Origin of the sequence: Aminobacter sp. BA135, from assembly GCF_050859125.1 — a bacterium.
Taxonomy (GTDB): Bacteria; Pseudomonadota; Alphaproteobacteria; order Rhizobiales; family Rhizobiaceae; genus Aminobacter; species Aminobacter ciceronei.
Genome location: NZ_CP139572.1, coordinates 4,574,240 through 4,595,875, shown reverse-complemented (window position 1 = coordinate 4,595,875; position 21,636 = coordinate 4,574,240). Strand labels below are relative to the sequence as shown.

Genomic DNA, 21,636 nt, shown 5'->3' with positions numbered 1-21,636 from the left:
GCGTAATGTGAGCTTCTCTATCTCTTGAACCAACGGATGCGAACCCAAGGCGTCCAGTTCAAGAGGATCAGAGACAATGAGCACCACCCCCCTTTCGCGTTCTCGCAAGCGTCTCATGGCTGCCGCCGCATCCGTTGCCCTGGCGGGCGCGATCGGTTTCGGTGCCGTCACCGGCGGAACCGCCCCCGTCTATGCCGAGGCCGTGCGCGTCGAAGCGCCCCAGGCCCCCGGCTTTGCCGATGTCGTCCAGCAGGTCTCGCCGGCAGTCGTCAGCGTGCAGGTCAAGGCCCGGATCGACCCGGCTGCCGACCGTGGCATGTCGCCCTTCTCCGACCAGCAGGGTTTTGACAATCTCCCCGACAACCATCCGCTGAAGCGTTTCTTCCGCCAGTTCGGCCAGGACGGCAATGGCGACCAGAACCGCCCGCGCTTCAACCGTCGCGACGGCAGCCAGAAGCCGCGTCCGGTGGCCCAGGGTTCGGGCTTCTTCATCTCCGAGGACGGCTATCTCGTCACCAACAACCATGTCGTTTCGGACGGCACCGCCTATACCGTCGTCGCCAATGACGGCAAGGAATACGACGCCAAGCTGATCGGCACCGATCCGCGCACCGACCTCGCCGTGCTCAAGGTCGATGCCAGCACCAAGTTCACCTATGTCGGCTTTGCCGACGACGCCAAGGTCCGCGTCGGCGACTGGGTCGTTGCCGTCGGCAATCCATTCGGCCTCGGCGGCACCGTGACCGCCGGCATCGTCTCGGCCCGTGGCCGCGACATCGGCGCCGGTCCCTATGACGACTTCCTGCAGATCGATGCTGCGGTGAACCGCGGCAATTCGGGCGGCCCGGCCTTCAACCTCAACGGCGAAGTCGTCGGCATCAACACCGCCATCTTCTCGCCTTCGGGCGGTAATGTCGGCATCGCCTTCGCCATTCCCGCCTCGACCGCCAAGCAGGTGGTGCAGGACCTGATGAAGAACGGCAGCGTCCAGCGCGGCTGGCTCGGCGTGGAAATCCAGCCGGTCACCGCCGATGTCGCGGAGTCCCTCGGTCTCAAGGACGAGAAGGGCGCGCTCGTTGCAAGCGCCCAGGACGCCGGCCCGGCCAAGAAGGCGGGCATTGCTGCCGGTGACATCATCACCGGGGTCAACGGCCAGGATGTCGCCTCGCCGAAGGAGCTGTCGCGCCTCATCGCCGGCATCACCCCCGGAAAGTCCGTCGACATCACTGTCTGGCGCAACGGCAAGGCCGAGACCCTGAAGGTCGACCTCGGCGAAATCCCCGGCGGCGACAAGCAGGCCTCAGCTGATCAGCCGGCATCGCCCGCCGAGCCGAGCACGCTTGCCGATCTCGGCATGACCGTGACCCGCTCGGAGGATGGCAACGGCCTTGTCATCACCGATGTCGATCCCTCCAGCGACGCCGCCGACCGCGGTATCCAGGCCGGCGACGTCATCACCGCGGTGAATGCGGTCGCGGTCCAGTCGGCCGCCGACGTCACCAAGGCGCTCGACCAGGCCGAGAAGGCGGGCCGCAAGGCAGTGCTGTTCCAGATCAGCCGCGAGGACTCCAACCGCTTCGTTGCCCTGCCGCTGAACCAGGGCTGATCGGTCGCTCCCGTCGGGTGGCTCATCACCCCCGACCACCATGGCGGGAGATGACGGCCGGATAGTCTGTCAGTCTTCTATTCCGGCCCGGCGGCAGCGGACTCCCATCAGCCCGCTGCCGCTTTCACGTTGAGAGGAAACGACATGTCGCCTCTGACTTCCCGCAAAATCGCGTATAACGACGGCATGAAGATTCTTGTCATCGAAGATGACCGCGAGGCCGCCGACTACATGCAGAAGGCCTTCGCGGAAGCCGGCCACACCGCCCATGTCGCGGGCGACGGCGATTCAGGTTTCGCGCTTGCCGATGCTGCCGAATACGACGTGCTGGTCGTCGATCGCATGTTGCCGAGGCGCGATGGTCTTTCGGTGATTGCCGGCCTGCGCTCGCGCGGCAACACGACACCTGTGCTGATCTTGTCGGCGCTCGGCGAGGTCGACGACCGGGTGACCGGCCTGCGCGCCGGCGGCGACGACTATCTCACCAAGCCATATGCGTTTTCGGAGCTTTTGGCCCGTGTCGAAGTGCTCAACCGCCGTGCGCCGACGCGCGAATCCGAAACGCTCTACCGGGTCGGCGATCTCGAGATCGACCGGCTGTCGCATACGGTGCGCCGCGCCTCGCAGGAGATCGTGCTGCAGCCGCGTGAGTACCGCCTGCTCGAATACCTGATGCGCCATGCCGGCCAGGTGGTGACGCGCACAATGCTGCTCGAAAACGTCTGGGACTATCATTTCGACCCCCAGACCAACGTCATCGACGTCCATATTTCGCGCCTGCGCGGCAAGATCGAAAAGGGCTTCGAGAAGCCGATCCTGCACACCATCCGTGGCGCCGGCTACATGCTCAAGGCGGGCTGATGGCATTCAGGCTGCCGGCCATCATGAAGACCACGGCCGCGCGCCTTTCGGCGCTCTATTTGCTGCTTTTTGCGCTCTGCGCCGTGCTGCTGGTCTTCTACATGACGTCGCTGTCGGCACGCATGCTGATGGTGCAGACCCAGGAAACCATCAACGAAGAGGTCCAGGGCCTTGCCCGCGGCTACCAGCGCGGCGGCATCCCCGTGCTGGTGCGGGTGGTCGAGCAGCGCTCGCGCCAGCCCGGCGCCAACCTCTATCTGCTTGCCGACCCCAACGGCCAGATCCTGTCGGGCAACGTCCAGAGCATCCAGCCGGGCGTGCTGCAGCGCGAGGGCTGGACCGAACTGCCTTTTTCCTATGAGCGCTACGGCGAAGCGACCGGCAGGCGCCAGTCGACCGAGACGGAAACGCCGACCGAGGTCGGCCACAACGCCATAGCGGTGGTGTTGCGCCTGCCCAACCAGATGATCCTGATGGTCGGCCGCGACCTCGGCGAACCCGAGCGTTTCCGCGACGTGATCCAGCGCTCGCTGATGCTGGCGCTCGCCATGATGGGCTTCGGCGCGCTGCTGATCTGGTATTTCGTCGGCCGCCGCGCGCTCAAGCACATTGACGGCGTCTCGGAGGCCAGCCGGCGCATCATGGCTGGCGACCTCAGCGGACGCCTGCCGGTGACCGGCGCCGGCGACGAGTTCGACCGGCTGTCGGAAAACCTCAACGCCATGCTGGCCCGCATCGCCCATCTCAACGACGGGCTGAAGCAGGTCTCCGACAACATCGCCCATGATTTGAAGACCCCGCTGACGCGCCTGCGCAACCGCGCCGAGGCGGCGCTGTCGGGCAAGAAGACCGGTGCCGACTACCGCGAGGCGCTCGAAGGCACCATTGCCGAGTCCGACCAGCTGATCCGCACCTTCAACGCCATCCTGATGATCTCGCGCCTCGAGGCCGGTTACTCCGCCGAATCCACCGACAAGGTCGATCTCGCCGCCGTCGTTCACGACGTTGTCGAACTCTACGAACCGGTCGCCGAGGAACTGGGCGTCGGCTTCGAGGCGTCCGTCGCTGGTCCGGTCGTCGTCAACGGCAATCGCGAGCTGATCGCCCAGGCGCTGTCCAACATCATCGACAACGCCATCAAATATTCCGCCGGCGCGGTCGACAAGCCGCATGTCGGCGTCACCCTGCAGCGCGACGGCGACGAAGTCAGGCTGCAGGTGTCGGACAATGGCCTCGGCATTCCTGACGAGGGCGATCGGGCACGCGCCACCGAACGTTTCGTGCGGCTCGAAAAGAGCCGCTCGCAGCCGGGCTCGGGCCTCGGGCTCAGCCTCGCCAAGGCGGTGATGAAGTTTCACAATGGGCGGCTTGATCTTCTGCCCGGCAATCCCGGATTATCGGTCCTGATGGGTTTTCCAGGATCGAAGGATGCGTAAATGAAGACTGTCGCCGCCAGCAAGTCCGCGACCGAGTGGCGCCTGGAGCCCGCAAGCAACGTCGCGCCGCTCGATCCGGCACGCGCGCAAGGCGAGCTGGCGGAGTTTGCCGGCACGGCCAAGGAGGAGGGGCTCGACCGTCTGGCCACGTTCCTCAAGGCGAAAGGCCCGGCCCAGTCCTTTCTCGCCGCCGTCTTCGATCTTTCCGAATTCATGCGCGACAGCGCCCGACGCCAGCCGGAGATGCTGGACAGGCTGTTCGACCAGACCATCGAGCAGCGGCTTTCAGACATCGGCATCGCGATTGCCGCGATCCCGTTCGAAGACGGCATTGCGGAAAATGCCCTGATGATGCGCCTGCGCCGGCTGAAGGCCGAGGCGCATTTCCTGATCGCGCTTGCCGACCTCGCGGGCGAGGCGAATGCTGCCGACAGCGTGCACCGGCTGAGCGACCTCGCCGACCTGTGCACCGGTGCGGCGGTGAACTTCCTGCTCCGCGACGCCCATGGCCAGGGCAAGCTCAAATTGCCCGATCCCGAAAACCCGACCGTCGGCTCCGGCTGGATCCTGCTCGGCATGGGCAAGCTCGGCGCCCACGAGCTGAACTTCTCTTCCGACATCGACCTCGTCGTGTTCTTCGATCCCGAAGCGCCGGCGATTGCCGACCCGTATGAAGCAACTGAGCTGTTCGCGCGCCTCACCCGGCGGCTTGTCCGCATCATGCAGGACCGCACCGAGCACGGTTATGTCTTCCGCACCGATTTGCGCCTGCGTCCCGATCCTGGCTCGACGCCACTGGCCATCCCGGTGCTGGCGGCGCTGCATTATTACGAAAGCCGCGGCCAGAACTGGGAGCGCGCCGCGATGATCAAGGCGCGCCCGGTAGCGGGCGACATCGCGGCCGGCGAGGCCTTCCTCAAGGAGCTCCAGCCCTATGTCTGGCGCAAATACATGGATTACGCGGCGATCGCCGACGTCCATTCGATCAAGCGCCAGATTCACGCCCACAAGGGCCATGGCGAGGTCGCGGTCAAGGGCCACAACGTCAAGCTCGGCCGCGGCGGCATCCGCGAGATCGAGTTCTTCGTCCAGACCCAGCAGCTGATTGCCGGTGGCCGCTTCCCCGAATTGCGCGGCCGGGCGACGGTGCCGATGCTGACGCAGCTCGCCTTGCGCGGCTGGATTACGCCCGAGGCGCGCGACGCGCTGGAGCGGCAATACTGGTTCCTGCGCAGCGTCGAACACGCCATCCAGATGGTCGCCGACGAGCAGACCCACATGCTGCCGGAAGATGACGAGGGGCTCCAGCGCATCGCCCATATGCTCGGCTTTGCCGATGCGGACGCTTTCTCCACGGCGTTCCGCGCCTCGCTGCAGGAGGTCGAACGACATTATGCAGCGTTGTTCGAGGCGGCGCCCGAACTCTCCTCCGGCGTCGGTAACCTGGTCTTCACCGGCGACGTCGACGACCCCGATACGCTGCACACGCTGCACCAGCTTGGTTTCCAGCGCCCCTCCGACATCTGCCGCGTGATACGCAGCTGGCACTTCGGCCGTTACCGCGCCACCCAGTCGGCCGAGGCGCGCGAACGCCTGACCGAACTGACGCCGGCGCTGCTCGAAGCCTTCGGCAAGACCCGCCGCGCCGACGAGGCGCTGATGCGTTTCGACGAGTTCCTCGCCGGCCTGCCGGCGGGCATCCAGCTGTTTTCGCTGCTCCAGTCCAACCCGGCGCTGCTCAAGCTGCTCGCCACCATCATGGGGGCGGCCCCCCGGCTGGCCGGCATCATCACCCGACGGCCGCATGTCTTCGATGGCCTGCTCGACCCGGCCTTGCTGTCCGAACTGCCCGACCGCGCCTATCTTGCCGCGCGGCTTGCGGCCTTCCTCGAAAGCACCCGGCTCTACGAGGAGGTGCTCGACCGCCTGCGCATCTTCGCCGCCGAACAGAAATTCCTGATCGGCGTGCGCCTGCTCGCCGGTGCCATCGACGCCGCCCGGGCCGGCAAGGCTTTTTCCGATCTCGCCGACCTGACGGTCGGAGCGGCGCTCGAGGCCGTCGAGGCCGAATTCGCCCGCCGCCACGGCAAGGTCGCCGGCGGCAGGGTGGCGATCCTCGGCATGGGCAAGCTCGGCAGCCGCGAACTGACGGCAGGCTCCGACGTCGACCTGATCCTGCTCTACGACCACAGCGAGACCGCGGAGGAGTCCGACGGCGACAAGCCGATGGCGCCGTCGCATTATTTCTCGCGCATGACCCAGCGCCTGATCGCTGCGGTGTCCGCGCCGACGGCCGAAGGTGTGCTTTATGAGCTCGACCTCCGGCTGCGCCCCTCTGGCAACAAGGGGCCGGTGGCCACCCATATCGACTCGTTCCGCAAATATCAGCGCGGCGAAGCCTGGACCTGGGAGCATATGGCGCTGACCCGCGCCCGCCCGATCGCCGGCGACGCCTCGCTCTGCACCGAGGTCGAAGCCGAGGTCGCAGCCATCATCGCCTTGCCGCGCGATGCCGCAAAGGTTACGACCGAGGCCCGCGAGATGCGTGAGATGATCGAGGACGAAAAGCCGCCGCACGATCTCTGGGACATCAAGCTTGTGCCCGGCGGGCTGATCGACCTGGAATTCATCGCCCAGGTCGCGGTCCTGACCGGCCGGATCGAGGGCCAGGGCCACGCCACCGGAACGGCCGAGACGCTGCACCGGCTTGCGCCTGGCTTTGCCGATGCGCAGATACGGCAGGATCTCATCGATGCCTACGGGCTCTATCAGGCGATCACACAGATGACGAGGCTGTGCCTCACCGGTGCGTTCGAGCGGAACGACGTTCCGCCGGGGTTGTCGGACCTTTTGCTTGCGGCGACCGACCTTCCCGATTTCAGCGTGCTGGAGGCACATCTCAAGGAGACGTCGCAGAAGGTCAGGGGCCACTTTGACCTTCTGCTCCGTGCGAAGGGCAAATGAGGCGATGGGACGCCGCATGAGCACTTCGATCAGCATCGGGGGTGTCGATGCAACAGGAGAAACCCCATGAACACGTCAACAAGGATCGCGATCGCCTTTCTCGCCCTCGCGGGCACGGCCGGAACCTCAGCCTTTGCCGCCAACGGGCAAGGGCCGCGCGGCCAGAACATGAAGCCTGAGATGCGCTTCGAAAAGGCCGATGCCGACAAGAGCGGCGACGTCACCTTCGAGGAGTTCGCGGCCGCCATGAACAACCGGCTGCTGGACGCCGATGAGAACACCGACGGCAAGATCACCGTTGCCGAGGTGGCGGACCAGATCCAACGCATGCGCGCCGAGCGCATGGCAAAGCGCCTGATCAAGCGCTTCGACGCCAATGGCGATGGCGAGCTGACCAAGGCCGAGATCGAGGGGCGGCAGAAGAAGCTGTTTGCGCTGCTCGACCGCAACGACGACGGCAAGATCGTCAAGGACGAGATGCCTGTCCGCAACTGGCACGGCGGCAACGGCAAGCGCTGACCCCGGAATTCCGGCCGATAGCAGAGAGACCTCCCGGAGATTGCCTCTCCGGGAGGTTTTGTTTTGTCCGGACACGGCCTCGCGCAACCTTGTCGCAATGAAGCCGGCCTCTGCTTGCCTCCTGCACAGGAGGACCCGTCATGGGCTGGATCGCCGCCATTCTCTCGATGTTCATTGCAACCGGCGCCTTGGCGCAATCGGCCTTGCCGCCGACGCCGGCGGGCAAGGTGCTGGCCGAACTGCTGGAGGCGTTCAACAGCGGCGATGCGGCCAAGGCCGAGGCCTTCGACCGCGCCTACCGGCCCAGCGACCCGATCGCCGGCATGGCTGTCTTGCGCGCCCAGACGGGGGGCTTCGAACTGGTCAAGGTCGAGACCAGCGACGCCACCGCGCTCACCGCCATTCTCCGGGAAAAGGCCGGCGACCGCTTTGCCCGGTTGCAACTGTCGTTGAGCGACGGCTCGGAACACAAACTGACGGGCTTTCGCCTCGACCCGGCGGCGCCGCCGCCTGGTCTGGGCCCCAAGCGCCTGTCCTTGACAGAGGCGCTCGCAGCACTTGTCAAACGCCAGGACGAGGCGGCTGTTGCCGACAGCTTTTCCGGCGCGGTGCTGGTCGCCAGGGACGGCAAGGTCGTGCTGGAGAAAGCCTGGGGTCTGGCCGACCGCCAGCGCAGCCTGCCGGTGACGGTCGATAGCAGCTTCCGCATCGGCTCGATGAACAAGATGTTCACTGCGGTGGCAATCCTGCAGCTCGTCGAAGCCGGCAGGCTCGGCCTCGACGACCCGGTCGGCAAACATCTCACCGACTATCCCGACAAGGACATTGCCCGGAAGGTCACCGTTCGCCATTTGCTGACCCACACCGGCGGCACCGGAGATATCTTCGGTCCCGAATTCGACCGTAACCGGCTCAAGCTCAAAGCCATTACCGACTACATTGCGCTCTATGGTGCGCGCGCCCCGCTGTTTGCGCCCGGCACCACGCAGCGTTATTCGAACTACGGCTTCATCCTGCTCGGCGCCTTGATCGAGAAGGTCAGCGGGATGAGTTATGACGACTATGTCGAGAAGAACGTTTTCGAGCCGTCCGGCATGACATCGACGGGCTCTTTGCCGGAAAGCGAGACTGTCCCCGGTCGCGCGATCGGCTATCTCAATGAAGGCGGCAGGCTTGCGCCCAACACGGCCACGCTGCCCTGGCGCGGAACCTCCGCCGGCGGCGGCTATTCGACCGTCGGCGACCTCTGGCGTTTCGTCGACGCGCTACAGGCCGGCAGGCTGATCTCGAAGAACATGCTCGATCAGGCGACCAGCACGCAGGTCCAGATGTTCGGCCTTGGCTTTGCGGTTGTCGGCGAGGGCAACTGGAAGGGGTTTGGCCACAATGGCGGCGCGCCGGGCATGAGCGGCGACCTGCATGTGTTCCCCAAGCTGGGTTATGTGCTGGTGTCCTTGTCCAATCTCGATCCGCCTGCCAGCACACGGCCGCTGGAGTTCATCGAGGCGCGGTTGCCTGAAATGCGGTGATGCTCAGGCGGCCTTGGCCAGGCGCTCGACCTTCTTGACCGGGATGCGCACCGACACGATGGTGCCGACGCCTTCGGTCGAGCGGATTTTCAGCGCGCCGCCATGCAGCTCGGCCAGCGAACGCGAAATGGCAAGGCCGAGGCCCGAGCCGGCATGGTTCTTCGAGAACTGGTTCTGCACCTGCTCGAACGGCCGGCCGAGCTTGCCCAATGCGTCCTTGGGAATGCCGCAGCCATTGTCTTCGATCGACAGCGTCAGCGCCCCCGAGGCGTTGCGCGCCCGCACCGAAATGCGTCCGCCTTCGCCGGTGAACTTCACCGCGTTGGACAACAGGTTGATGACGATCTGCTTGACCGCGCGGCGGTCGGCGAACAGCGTCATCGAGTCGGCGATCTGCGTCTCCACGGTGATCGACTTCTGTGCCGCCTGCAGCGACACCACCCGGACCGTCTCGCGGATCAGCGGGCAGAGATCGATCTCCTCGCGGTCCATCGAGAACTGGCCGGCCTCGATCTTCGACATGTCGAGGATGTCGTTGATGACGCCCAGAAGGTACTTGCCGCTGGAGTTGATGTCGCGGGCATATTCCTCGTAGCGCGGCGAGCCCATCGGGCCGAAGAGGCGACCTTCCATCAGCTCGGAGAAGCCGATCACCGCATTGAGCGGCGTGCGCAGCTCGTGCGACATGTTGGCGAGGAATTCCGACTTGGCCCGGTTGGCCGCCTCGGCGCGCTCGGTTTCCTTCATGTATTTGCGGTTGAGCTCGACCAGCTCGTGCGAGCGCTCTTCCTCGGAGCGGCGCGCCAGGCTGAGATCGTGGATCGTCGACATCAGCCGGCGTTCGCTCTCCATCAGCTTGTCCTGGTGCTGCTTGATCTGGGTGATGTCGGAGCCGACCGACACCAGGCCGCCGTCGCGCGTGGTGAGCTCGTTGACCTGCAGCCAGCGGCCGTCGGCCAACTGCCGCTCATAGGTGGCGCCGCCGCGCGGGCCGTTGGCATTGGCCAGCCGCCGCTCGGAGGCGAAAGCGACCATGCGCTCCTCGATCTCCTCGCGCGCCGTGCCCGGCAGCACGTCGCGGTCGGCGAGCCCGTTGTCGTGCTGGTATTTCGAATTGCACATCACCAGCCGCCCGTTGGCATCCCACAGCACGAAGGATTCGGTGATGTTTTCGATCGCCGCGCGAAGCCGCTGGTCGGCGGCCTCCGAGCGCAGGGCGAGGTGGCGCTGCTCGGTGATGTCGACCGCAATGCCGGTCATCTGGATCTCGGGCGCTTCCGGGTCGACGACCTGGGCGCGGGCGCGCATCCACACCCAGCGGCCGTCGGCATGGCGCATGCGGAACACCCGGTCGATATGGTCGACCTCGCGCATGATCACCTGGTTGGCCAGTTCGAACAGGTCGCCGTCTTCGGGATGGATGATGCGGGCGACTTCGCCGAACGACAGCATCGCCTCGCAGGCCTCGTAGCCGAGCAACTCGTACATCGAGCGCGACCAGTACATCTTGCCGCGCACCATGTCCCAGTCCCACAGCCCGCATTTGCCGCGCACCAGCGCCAGGTCGATGCGCTCATGCGCCTCCAGATAGATGCCGTCGGCGGCCTGGGCGCGCGCCGCCTGGCTGAAATAGGCGAACAGGATGACGATCAGCATGCCGGCGGTCATCACGAACAGCGCGACATTGAGCGACACGGTCTTGCGCCAGTCGGCAAACACCGCGTCCTGCGGCACCATGGCGGCGGCCGCGGCACGCTTGTCGTCGGCGATGCTGACTGCCGCCAGCCAGTCCCGGCCGCCGATGCGCACCTCCATCACCCCGGCGCGGTCGCCGAACATGAACAGCGGCTGCCCGCCCGAGACGAGGCCGTCGAGCGCCTGGCCCTGCCAGCCGGTCGACTGCGGGCTGACGGCGACGATGCGGAAATTCTGGTCGGTCAAAGCAACCACATGGCTGCGGCTCAGCGTACCTTGCTGGCTGGTGCGTTCGAGCAGGTCCTGGCTTGCGGCGGCAAGCGGCCGCTCGGTGGTGGCGCCGACCATCAGCGCGTTGACCAGCTCGCCGGCCGAGAGCGCCAGGATCGCCTTGGCGTTGCGCTCGACGTCGTCGCGCTGCGCCATCAGCGACAGGAAGCGTGTGCCGGCGATCACGATCAGGAAGACGACGATCAGCGTCGGGATCGAGCGGCGCAGCAGCGGCTCGGCGGCCAGCAGGCGGCGGTATGCGGGTTCGGCGATGAGGCGTGCATTGCCCGCCAGGCCAGCGCTGCGCGCCTGCCTGCGACGGCCAATAGCAGTCTCATCGGGCGCGCCCCACGCGTCCGCCTTTGCCATAAATGGCTCCCCAAATCCCGTTTCCTGGTAACTCGATGCGGAATACGCCGAACATCCGAATCGTCACTAAAGAATCAAAGCTGATTCGCCTTGTCCAGTGGCCGACGCGAAAAAGATTAAAGTTCGACTAAAAGCCTGACGAATTGGCGGCGTGGTAGCGCACAAAAATGAGCGGCGCCCCCCGGTTTCGGAAGCCGCCTCATTTCGGGCGATGTCGGTGGCAAGCCGGCCCGGTCAGGCCAGCGTGCGCTCGATGATGTCGCGCAGGTCGGCCGACAGACCTTCCCTGGCCTGTATCGTCAGCAAGGCATCGCGGGCCTTGGCCTGACGCTTCGGCTCGAGCGAACGCCACGACCGCAGTGCCGTTGCCAGCCGCGCCGCGACCTGCGGGTTGCGCTTTTCCACCGTCAGCACCGTCTCGGTGAACAAGGCGTAGCCGGCGCCGTCGGCGCGGTGGAAGCCGGTCTGGTTGGCACTGGCAAAACCGCCGATCAGCGAGCGCACCCGGTTGGGATTGGCGATCGAGAAGGCCGGATGCTCGGTCAGCGCCCGCACCGCTTCGACCGCGCCGGCGCCCGGCGCCGTCGCCTGGATCATGAACCACTTGTCCATGACAAGCGGGTCGCCGCGATAGCGCTTGTCGAACTCGGCAAGTGCTGCCTTGGCTTCCGCGCTGCCGGCATGGCGATGCGCCAGCACGGCAAGGGCCGCGGCCCGGTCGGTCATGTTGGTGGCGGAAGCAAAATGTGCCGACGCGCGCTTGGCGCCATCGGGCAGGATCGCGAGATAGTCGAGCAGCGTGTTGCGCAGCGCCCGCCGTCCGGCGCTTGCCGCATCGGGCGAGAACGGACCTGACATCAGCAGCTCGTCGTAAAGCTGCGCAAAGACGCCTGCATTGGCTTCGGCGATGCTGCGTGCCAGCGCCTCGCGTCCGGCGAAGATGGCGTCGGGGTCGATGTTCTTGCCGATCTCGCGGGCAATGTCGGCCTCGCCGGGCAGAGCGAGCGCCAAAGCGCGGAAGGCATGCTCGAGCGTGTCGTCGACTGCGATGCGCCCGGCAAGTCCTGTCAGCTCGGCGCCGAATTTCGGCTGCTTGCCGCCGAGGATGTTCCTGAACGCCGCGATGATCGCGTCGGTCAAAAGCGTGTTGAACGCCTGCCAGCGCGAGAATGCGTCGCTGTCATGGGAGGCAAGAAAGATCTGGTCTTCCGGCCGCTGCTCGATGCTCAGCGTGATCGGCGCCGAGAAGCCGCGATTGAGCGACAGCACCGGCCGCTCGGTGACGCCGGAGAAGGTCACGACATGCTTGCGCTTGCGCACATGGATGACGCCGTCCTCGACCGTCGCGCCCTCGGCGCCGCCATAGGCCATGTCCTTGCCGTCGCTGCCGACCAGGCCGAAGGCAAGCGGGATGTGCATCAGCCGCTTGCGGCTTTCCGACGGTGTCGGCGGCACCGATTGCTCGACCTCGATGGTGAACTCGGCGGTGGCGGCGTTGTGCCGCGTCGTCACGCTCAGATTGGGCGTGCCGGCCTGGTGGTACCAGAGCGCGAACTGCGACAGGTCGCGGCCCGACACGTCCTCGAACACCTGGAGGAAATCCTCGATGGTCGCTGCGTCGCCGTCATGGCGCTCGAGATAGAGGTCCATGCCGCGGCGGAAGGTTTCGGCGCCCAGGATGGTGCGGATCATGCGCACCACTTCCGAGCCTTTTTCGTAGACCGTCGGCGTGTAGAAGTTGTTGATCTCGCGATAACGCCTGGGGCGGACCGGGTGGGCCAGCGGCCCCTGGTCCTCGGGGAACTGGTGGGCGCGCAAGGTGCGCACTTCGGCGATGCGCTTGACCGGTCGCGAACGCTGGTCGGCGGAGAATTCATGGTCGCGGAAAACCGTCAGCCCTTCCTTGAGGCAGAGCTGGAACCAGTCGCGGCAAGTGATTCTGTTGCCTGTCCAATTGTGGAAATATTCATGCGCGATGATCGCCTCGATATTGGCGAAATCGGTGTCGGTCGCGGTCTCTTCGTCGGCAAGCACATATTTGTCGTTGAAGATGTTGAGGCCCTTGTTCTCCATCGCGCCCATGTTGAAGTCGGACACGGCGACGATGTTGAACACGTCGAGGTCGTATTCGCAGCCGAACACCTCCTCGTCCCATGTCATCGAGCGGCGCAGCGCGTCCATGGCGTAGCCGGCCTGGTTCTCCTTGCCGTGCTCGACATAGATGCCGAGCTCCACCTGCTTGCCCGAGGCGGTGACGAAGCGGTCCTTGATGCAGCCGAGATCGCCGGCGACCAGCGCGAAGAGATAGGACGGCTTGGGGAAGGGGTCGTGCCACACGGCATAGTGCCAGCCGTCTTCGAGGTCGCCATGCTCGACCGGATTGCCGTTGGAGAGCAGCAGCGGCGCTTCGGTGCGCTGTGCCTCCATCCGCACCGTATAGACCGACAGGATGTCGGGCCGGTCGAGGAAATAGGTGATGCGGCGGAAGCCCTCGGCCTCGCACTGGGTGCAGTAGACATTGCTGGAGCGGTAGAGGCCCATCAAAGCCTCGTTGCGCGACGGCGCCAGCTCGGTCTCGATCAAAAGCGTGAAGCGGCCGGATGCGGGCGGATTGTAGATGACCAGCCGGTCTGGCGTCGCGTCGAAATCGGCGGCATCGACGGCTTCGCCATCGATCTCGACGCGGCGCATGGTCAGGCCGTCGCCGTCGAGTTCGAGCTGCACCGGCTTGTCGATGCCGGCGCGCCGCTCGATCGTCAGCTTCGCCACCACCCTGGTGCTGTCTTCGCCGAGCCGGAAGTCGAGTTCGGTTCTCGGGATCAGGTAGTCGCTGGGCCGGTAGTCTTCGAGACGAAACACCTGTCCAGTATCAGTGCGCATGTGATGGCCTTCCTGTCGACTTCCGGATGCTGGCCGCAGGCTGGTAGAATAAATATGCGGCCGCTGCTCTTTACACGAAACGCCCCCTCGGCAAAACTGTCCGGGACCGCACATTCGCTGCGCTCCCCACCAATCCTCACGAGGCAGATATGACAGTCGTCACGCCGAAATTCGGAATGGGCGCGTCCGTATTGCGCGTCGAGGACGGCGCCTTCATCACCGGCAAGGGCCGTTACACCGACGACATCGCCGCCGCTGCGCAACTGCACGGCTACGTCCTGCGCTCGCCCGTCGCCAAGGCCAGCTTCACGATCGGCTCGCTCGAGGACGCGCGCGCCGCCCCTGGAGTCCACCTGGTCCTGTCAGGTGCCGATGTCGCCCATCTCGGCGATCTCAAGTCGACGGTCATGCAGAAGCAGCCCGATGGCAGCCGTGCGCCGACACGCGACATTCCGATCCTGTGCCGCGAGCGGGTTCATTATGTCGGCGATGCGGTGGCCTTCATCGTCGCCGACAGTCGCGCGCTTGCCCAGGACGCCGCCGAGCTGATCGAGGTCGACTATGACGGCGAGGACGCCGCCGCCAACACGGCGACCGCCCTCGACGCCGAGGCGCCGCTGGTCTGGCCTGAGCTCGGCAGCAACCGTGCCTTCACCTACCATCTCGGCGACAAGACGAGGGCCGACAGCGCCTTTGCCAAAGCCGATCACGTCACCAGCATCGAGTTCATCAACAACCGCCTGATCTGCAACTACATGGAGCCGCGCTCGGCGATCGGCGAGTGGCGCGACGACGAAGACCGCTTCGTGCTCACCACCGGCTCGCAAGGCGTGCATTCGATGCGCACCGTTTTGACCGGCCAGGTGTTCGGCATCGCTGCCGACAAGCTGCGCGTCGTCACGCCCGATGTCGGCGGCGGTTTCGGCACCAAGGCCTTCGTCTACCGCGAGCATGCGCTGGTGCTGGAAGCGGCCAGGCGGCTTGGCCGGCCGGTCAAATGGGCGAGCGACCGCACCGAACACTTCCTTACCGACGCGCAAGGGCGCGACAATGTCGTCGCGGCCGAGATGGCGATGGACAGGAACGGCCGCTTCCTCGGCCTGCGCGTCAGGTTGCTCTCCAATGTCGGCGCCTACGTCTCGCAGTATGGCCCTGTCATCGCCTATATCGGTGCCAGCATGTCGACCGGCGTCTACGACATCCAGGCGCTCGATGTGACGATCGAAGGTGTCTACACCAACACCTGTCCTGTCGATGCCTATCGCGGCGCAGGGCGCCCGGAAGCAGCGCTTCTGGTCGAGAAGCTGGCTGACGCTTGCGCCCGCGATCTCGGTCTCACCGTCGACGAAATCCGCCGCCGCAACTTCATCCGCCCGGAGCAGTTCCCGTACCGCACCCAGACCGGCCGGCTCTACGATGTCGGCGAGTTCGAGGCGCATATGGACCTGTCGATGCAACGCGCCGGCTGGGCTGCATTCCCCGACCGTCTCGCCGAAGCCCGGTCGCGTGGAAAAATCCGCGGGCTCGGCATGGCGACCTATATCGAAGCCTGCGCCTTCGCCGGCTCCGAGCCGGCGCGGGTCGAACTCAATGCCGACGGCACCGTCTCGGTGTTCATCGGCACCCAGTCCAACGGTCAGGGCCATGCCACTGCCTATGCCCAGTTCGTCTCGGAAAAGCTCAATCTCGACGTCGCCAGCATCAGCGTCCACCAGGGCGACACCGACCAGCTTGCCAAGGGCGGCGGCACCGGTGGCTCGCGCTCGATCCCGCTTGGCGGCGTTTCCGCCTCCCGCGCGGGTGCAGCCCTTGCCGAGAAGCTGAAGAAGATCGCAGCCGACGAGCTGGAGGCGGCGGCCGCCGATATCGAGCTTGGCAATGGCGAGGCGCGCATCGTCGGCACCGACCGCGCCATGGCTTTCGCCGATCTCCATGCGGCGGCGAAAAACCCCGACGATCTCAAGGCGATGGGCGAATTTGTTCAGGACGAGGCGACCTATCCCAACGGCACGCATATCTGCGAGGTCGAGATCGATCCGGAAACCGGCACCACCGAAGTGGTCGCCTACACCATCGTCGACGATTTCGGAGCAACCGTGAACCCGATCCTGCTTGCCGGCCAGGTCCATGGCGGCGTCGTCCAGGGCATCGGCCAGGCGTTGCAGGAGGAGGCCGTCTACAGCGAGGACGGCCAGCTGCTGACGGCCAGCTTCATGGACTACACCATGCCGCGCGCCGACAGCGTGCCGTCCTTTCATTTCGAGACGCGCAACGTGCCCTCGACCACCAATGCCATGGGCATGAAGGGCGCGGGCGAGGCGGGCACCATCGGCGCGACGCCGGCGGCGCTCAACGCGGTCACCGACGCGCTCCACCGCGCCTACGGCATCACCCACATTGAAATGCCCGCGACGCCGTTGCGCATCTGGGCGGCGATAGAGGCGGCACGGCAGCAGTGAAGCAAAACGTGGTTCAGGCGGCGTCTTCGCCGCTTACAGGTATCGCTCTCAAGGTCATCTCGGTGGCGATCTTCGTCGGCATGTCGACGGCCATCAAGCTGGCCGGCCAGGTGCCCGCCGGCCAGATCGTGTTCTACCGCTCCTTCTTCGCCATCTTTCCGATCCTCGTCTTCCTCGCCTGCCGCGGTGAGCTGCGCACGGCGGTCACCACCAAGCGGCCATTCGGCCACATCATGCGCGGGCTCGCCGGCGTCACCGCCATGGGCTTCGGCTTCTATGCGCTGACCCAACTGCCGCTGCCCGAGGCGATCACGCTCAACTATGCCCAGCCGCTGCTCGTCGTCGTCTTCAGCGCGCTGATCCTCGGCGAAAACGTTCGCGCCTATCGCTGGACCGCGGTTGCCGTCGGTCTCGTCGGCGTGCTGATCGTGTCGTGGCCCAATTTGACGCTGTTCACCTCTCCCGGCGGCGTCAGCGACAAGGCGGCGATGGGTGCTGTCGCCGCCATCATCGGCGCGGGCCTGTCGGCCATCGCCATGCTTTTGGTGCGCAACCTCGTCCACACCGAACGCACGGCAACCATCGTTTTGTGGTTCTCGCTGACCGCCAGCGTCATGGCCCTGTTCAGCATCCCCTTCGGCTGGCAGTCGTTGACCTGGCAGCAGACTGCGCTGCTGGTCACCGGCGGTTTCTGCGGCGGTATCGCCCAGCTGTTCATGACCGAGGCCTACCGCCACGCCGAAGCCTCGACGGTCGCGCCCTTCGAATACACGTCGCTTTTGCTCGGCATCGCCGTCGGCTATCTCGTCTTCGGCGACCTGCCGACCATCCATACGCTGGTCGGCGGCATCATCGTCATCGCCGCCGGCATCTTCATCATCTGGCGCGAACAACGCCTTGGCCTGGAACGCCAGGCGGTCAAGAAAGCGTCGTCGCCGCAATAGGCGGCGAAGGCCCATGCATCCGGAGCCTGCCCGCTCCTCGGACTGATCTGAGGCGACCGAATTCCCGTCGAAGGGCGAGCCATGACTTTGAACGCATTTTCCGAGCCGATCGACGTCGTCATGCCCTGGGTCGACGGCAGCGATCCTGTCCACCGTGAAAGCCTGCTGCGCCACTGGCCGAAGCAGCCCTGGATGCGGCCGGCAGCCTATCGTTTCCGCGAAAATGGCGAGTTGCGTTATGCGCTGCGCTCGATCCATTTCCATCTGCCGTGGGTCCGCACCATCCATCTCGTCACCAACGGCCAGGTGCCGTCATGGCTCGACCTCGATCGTCCCGGCATCAACCTGGTCACCCATGCCGAATTCTTCGCCGAGCCTTCCAGCCTGCCGGTGTTCAGCTCCAGCGCCATCGAGGCCAATCTCCACGGCATCGGCAACACAGGTGTCGCCAACCGCTTCCTGCTGTTCAACGACGATTTCTTCGTCGGCCGGATGGTATCGAAGGAAGAGTTCGTCACGCCCGACGGTCGTGCGCGGCTTCACGTCATGGCGGCGCGATTGCCGGGGTTTCGGCTGCGGGCGGACCGCTACATCAGGATGCTCGCCTTCAACAATCTGCTTTTGTGCCTGGCGTTCCGCCGCAGGCGCTGGTCCTACCCGCCGCATGTCCCGCTGCTGCTGGAACTCGACAAGCTGGCCTGGCTGCACGACCGCTTCGGCTTCTGGCTGCGCCGCACCGCGCGGCATCGTTTCCGCCAGAGCACGGACGCGTCGGCGAAGGTGCTCTACATCAATGCCATTGCCGAGCGTGATCGCGGCCGCGCCGACGGCGTCGTGCAGGTGAAGCTGGTAAAGGAGAATGTCGTAGCCGTCAGGGACGACGAGGCGTTCAGTCGGTCGCTGGTTGGCCTGGTCGCAGCACCGCCGGCCTTTTTCTGTCTCAATGACGAGATCGACGACGAGGCGCGTGCCGCTGTCAGGGCCGTGGAGATGCAGGCAGCCCTGGCGGCGATCTTTCCGGACCCGTCGCCGTTCGAAAAGGATCGTGTTTTGTCGCGGCCCGACGCTATTGAACGGCCAGGCACCTGAGCCGCGCCGCCGTCTCTTCGTCGGCGGGGAAGAAGGATTCGATGGCGACTTCCGACAGGGTCACGTCGAGAGGCGTGCCGAACACGGTGATCGTGCTGATGAAGGACAGCACGTCGTCCCCGACGCGCAGCCGGAGCGGTTGGGCGATCGCCAGCGGATCGGCCTGCAACGGCCGGCCCTGGCGCGGCCCGTCGGGATAGGAAAGCAATTCCTGCTCCAGCGCCTTGAGCACCGGGTCGCCAGCCGTGTCGTTCTGGTGCTTCAGCCGTTCGAGCAGATGCGAGCGCCATTCATGCAGGTTGACGATGCGCGGCGCCACGCCTTTCGGGTGCAGGCTGAGCCGGAGCACGTTGACAGGCGGCTCGAGCAGGGCGGCATCGACGCCGGCAAGCATCGGGCCGAGCGCCGCATTGCCCTCGATCAGGTTCCAATGCCGGTCGACCGCGATGGCGGGGTAGGGCTCATGCCCCTTCAGCACCATGCGCACCGCCTCCATGGCGGGTGCCAGCGAGGGGTGGTCGAGCGGTTTTTCGCTGAAGCTCGGTGCGTATCCGGCGGCGAGCAGCAGCTGGTTGCGCTGGCGCAGCGGGATTTCGAGCTGTTCGGCGAGATGCAGCACCATCTCGCGCGACGGCGCCGAGCGCCCGCTTTCCATGAAGCTCAGATGCCGTTGCGAGATTTCAGCTTCCATCGCCAGGTCGAGCTGGCTCATGCGCCGCCTGGTGCGCCATTCGCGGATGAGGTCGCCGACGGAGTTTTGTGTGTTTGTCATGCCGTCACACTAAGCAGAGGCAATTCTGATTGCTATTACCTCAAGCGTAATCGCATTGGTTCAGCGGCGGTGAGATGTTCGGTTTCAGGAAGGCGGTCGCAGACAGCCTCCACAACGAAACAGGAGCTCGCCATGTCCATCACCGTCACCCCCTTCCTCCGCAACGTCCTTCATGCCGATGCGCTGATCAGCGGCGCGGCCGGCCTGCTGATGATGCTTGGCGCCCCGCTGTTGTCGCCGCTGCTCGAACTGCCGGCGCAACTGCTGTTCTGGGCCGGCCTGGTGCTGGTGCCCTTCGTTGCCACGCTGGTGGTCATCGCCCGCCGCGCCACGGTGTCGAAGCTCGTCATGATCGACATCATCGCCATCAATGTGCTGTGGGTGGTCGCCAGCTTCGGCCTGCTCGTCAGCGGCGTCGTGGCACCGAATGCGCTCGGCATCGCCTTCGTGGTTGCCCAGGCGCTGGCGGTAGCGGTCTTCGCCGAACTGCAGTTCATCGGCATCCGCCGCGCCACGTCAGTGGTCGCGGCTGCCTGATCGGCGACAAACGCTAGAGGCTGCCGAGTTGCCGCAGCTTCGCCTTGACCTCGAGGAAATCCCGCCACGCAAGCTTCTTGTGGGCGGGATTTCTCAGCAGATAGGCCGGGTGCAGCGTCGGCATGACAGGGATTACGGTGCCGTCTGCCGTGACATGGCTCTTCCAGCTGCCACGCAGTCTCAGAATTCCGTCCTGCGAGCCGACCAGCAGCTTGGCCGAGGGGCCGCCAAGCGTCACCAGCACCTTGGGCCTGGAAAGGGCGATCTGGCGCTCGACGAATGGCCGGCAGATCTCCGTTTCATGCGGGGTCGGCGTGCGGTTGCCGGGCGGACGCCACGGGATGACATTGGCGATATAGGCTGATGTCCTGTCGAGCCCGATCGCCGCAAGGATGCGGTCGAGCAATTGGCCCGAGCGGCCGACGAACGGCAGGCCTTCGAGGTCTTCGTCGCGGCCGGGCGCTTCGCCGACCAGCATCAGATCGGCTTCGGGGTTGCCGTCGGCAAAGACCATGCTCTTGGCCGTGGCCTTCAGATTGCAGCCCTCGAAACCTTCCATGATCTGCTTGAGCTCGTCGAGCGTTGCTGCCTTGGAGGCAAGTTCGCGTGCCGCGGCGGCCTGCGCCTCGTCAGGCACGGCGGCAACCGCTGCCGGTCGCGGCTGAGGCGGTGTCGCGGCAGGGGCGCCGCCGGGGCGGGGCGCCTCGGCCGCCCTGTCCGCCTGCTGCCGTGATGCCGCCAGGCGCTGCTGGGCGTTTTCGGCAAAGCGGTCGATCGGGTCGTCGACAAGCGCATCATCGACCCCCGCCGCCGCATAGAAGGCGAGCAGATCGCGCAGATCCGGAGGTTCGTTTCCCGAAAGTGAGGCCATTGGCACAGTTACGGCGTTACGCCGCCGGTTTGCAAGTTCACGAGGACGGAATGCGCGGGTCCTGCACCAGATAAAAGCGCCAGCGTGGTGTGTAGTCGGTGACCAGGAAGCTGAAGCCGGCAATTGCCAGCGGGTCGACCTTGCCGTCGATGAAGCGCAGCCGGTCATATGGTTCGAAGTCGCGGCTGTACTGGGCGAAGCTGTCGGAGGAGATGTTGACGTTGTCGGTGCGGCGTTGGTCGAAGGACAGCCCGTCGCCAAACACGCTGGCCTGGCCTTGCTGCTCCTGCAGCTCGAACTCGAATTCCACCCAGGCCTGGCCGCTGTTGTTCAGCGCCTCGATGCGCATGAACATGATGCCGTTGGCGTAGAAGCCCGAGCTGTCGAAGGGCCGGATCGGCCGGGTCGTGCGGATCGTCAGCGTCACCGGCGTCGAGGAATCCAGTTCTTCCCTGATGACGAAGGGGTCTTCCCTGGTGCCGGTTCCCGAAACGCCGGTGATCTGGAAGCCACCGAGTTCATCGGAAAACGAATAGGCCCCGGCATTCCAGACCTTTTGATCGGCCTCGGTCTCCTGCGAGCGACCTTCGCTGACAAGACATGTCGCAATAAGAAGGGCAGCCCCAGCCAGGATCTGGCGTTTGGGGTGCAAGCGCTCCAGTCCGGTCCTGCAAGGCACGTGTTGGCGCATATGGAATCAATGGACGAAAAGGCTGTTGAACAACACCTGTTTCGTGACAGTACGGGCCATAACCCACAGCCGAAAGGTGAATTCTTTTGACCTTTACGTTAACGTAAGATAATTCATTGCTCGGAGGAGAGCGTCGTTAGGCCA

The 21,636-nt window shown here is 65.3% G+C and carries 15 protein-coding genes; 10 read left to right on the top strand and 5 right to left on the bottom strand.

The window, feature by feature from the left end; all coding sequences use genetic code 11:
• Positions 1–76 precede the first annotated feature (76 nt).
• The 6 genes from SLT36_RS22415 to SLT36_RS22390 all read left to right on the top strand — a co-directional run bounded on the left by SLT36_RS22415 (position 77) and on the right by SLT36_RS22390 (position 8,915).
• Positions 77–1,606: a Do family serine endopeptidase gene (locus tag SLT36_RS22415; RefSeq protein WP_432284501.1), complete on the top strand. Its 1,530-nt coding sequence runs from the start codon at positions 77–79 to the stop codon at positions 1,604–1,606.
• Between the two features lie 186 nt (positions 1,607–1,792).
• Positions 1,793–2,467 (top strand): response regulator transcription factor, encoded by a 675-nt coding sequence (locus SLT36_RS22410; protein ID WP_432288437.1) that lies wholly within the window; start codon positions 1,793–1,795, stop codon positions 2,465–2,467.
• Positions 2,467–3,903, top strand: coding sequence for an ATP-binding protein (locus tag SLT36_RS22405; protein ID WP_432284500.1), 1,437 nt, complete (start codon positions 2,467–2,469; stop codon positions 3,901–3,903). Before SLT36_RS22410 ends, SLT36_RS22405 begins: the two co-directional genes overlap by 1 nt.
• A complete protein-coding gene (locus SLT36_RS22400) occupies positions 3,904–6,867 on the top strand; it encodes a bifunctional [glutamine synthetase] adenylyltransferase/[glutamine synthetase]-adenylyl-L-tyrosine phosphorylase (protein ID WP_432284499.1) in 2,964 nt (987 codons plus the stop codon).
• A 66-nt stretch (positions 6,868–6,933) separates the two neighbouring features.
• A complete protein-coding gene (locus SLT36_RS22395; protein ID WP_432284498.1) occupies positions 6,934–7,386 on the top strand; it encodes an EF-hand domain-containing protein in 453 nt (150 codons plus the stop codon).
• 140 nt (positions 7,387–7,526) lie between these two features.
• The gene (locus SLT36_RS22390; RefSeq protein ID WP_432284497.1) at positions 7,527–8,915 is read left to right on the top strand and encodes a serine hydrolase domain-containing protein; all 1,389 of its coding nucleotides are present in this window, start codon (positions 7,527–7,529) and stop codon (positions 8,913–8,915) included.
• A 3-nt stretch (positions 8,916–8,918) separates the two neighbouring features.
• Here SLT36_RS22390 and SLT36_RS22385 read toward each other — a convergent pair whose 3' ends face one another.
• Positions 8,919–11,249 carry a PAS domain-containing sensor histidine kinase gene (locus SLT36_RS22385; RefSeq protein ID WP_432284496.1) on the bottom strand — a complete coding sequence of 777 codons (2,331 nt, stop codon included), beginning with the start codon at positions 11,247–11,249 and terminating at the stop codon, positions 8,919–8,921.
• Between the two features lie 234 nt (positions 11,250–11,483).
• On the bottom strand, positions 11,484–14,129 hold the full coding sequence (pepN, locus tag SLT36_RS22380) for an aminopeptidase N (protein ID WP_432284495.1): 2,646 nt from the start codon (positions 14,127–14,129) through the stop codon (positions 11,484–11,486).
• Positions 14,130–14,278: 149 nt separating this feature from the next.
• Between pepN and SLT36_RS22375 the strand changes: the two genes are divergently transcribed.
• From SLT36_RS22375 to SLT36_RS22365, 3 genes are all read left to right on the top strand, one after another.
• Positions 14,279–16,588 (top strand): xanthine dehydrogenase family protein molybdopterin-binding subunit, encoded by a 2,310-nt coding sequence (locus tag SLT36_RS22375; protein ID WP_432284494.1) that lies wholly within the window; start codon positions 14,279–14,281, stop codon positions 16,586–16,588.
• Positions 16,585–17,532 carry a DMT family transporter gene (locus SLT36_RS22370; protein WP_432284493.1) on the top strand — a complete coding sequence of 316 codons (948 nt, stop codon included), beginning with the start codon at positions 16,585–16,587 and terminating at the stop codon, positions 17,530–17,532. Before SLT36_RS22375 ends, SLT36_RS22370 begins: the two co-directional genes overlap by 4 nt.
• Before the next feature lie 81 nt (positions 17,533–17,613).
• Positions 17,614–18,621, top strand: coding sequence for a Stealth CR1 domain-containing protein (locus SLT36_RS22365; protein ID WP_432284492.1), 1,008 nt, complete (start codon positions 17,614–17,616; stop codon positions 18,619–18,621).
• Here SLT36_RS22365 and SLT36_RS22360 read toward each other — a convergent pair.
• Positions 18,599–19,393 carry a helix-turn-helix domain-containing protein gene (locus SLT36_RS22360; protein WP_432284491.1) on the bottom strand — a complete coding sequence of 265 codons (795 nt, stop codon included), beginning with the start codon at positions 19,391–19,393 and terminating at the stop codon, positions 18,599–18,601. The genes SLT36_RS22365 and SLT36_RS22360 overlap by 23 nt on opposite strands.
• A gap of 132 nt (positions 19,394–19,525) precedes the next feature.
• Here SLT36_RS22360 and SLT36_RS22355 point away from each other — a divergent pair, with 132 nt between their 5' ends.
• Positions 19,526–19,930, top strand: coding sequence for a hypothetical protein (locus tag SLT36_RS22355; RefSeq protein ID WP_432284490.1), 405 nt, complete (start codon positions 19,526–19,528; stop codon positions 19,928–19,930).
• Positions 19,931–19,943: 13 nt separating this feature from the next.
• Here SLT36_RS22355 and SLT36_RS22350 read toward each other — a convergent pair whose 3' ends face one another.
• Positions 19,944–20,801: a uracil-DNA glycosylase family protein gene (locus SLT36_RS22350; RefSeq protein ID WP_432284489.1), complete on the bottom strand. Its 858-nt coding sequence runs from the start codon at positions 20,799–20,801 to the stop codon at positions 19,944–19,946.
• A 37-nt stretch (positions 20,802–20,838) separates the two neighbouring features.
• The gene (locus SLT36_RS22345; RefSeq protein WP_432284488.1) at positions 20,839–21,453 is read right to left on the bottom strand and encodes a hypothetical protein; all 615 of its coding nucleotides are present in this window, start codon (positions 21,451–21,453) and stop codon (positions 20,839–20,841) included.
• Between the last annotated feature and the right edge of the window lie 183 nt (positions 21,454–21,636).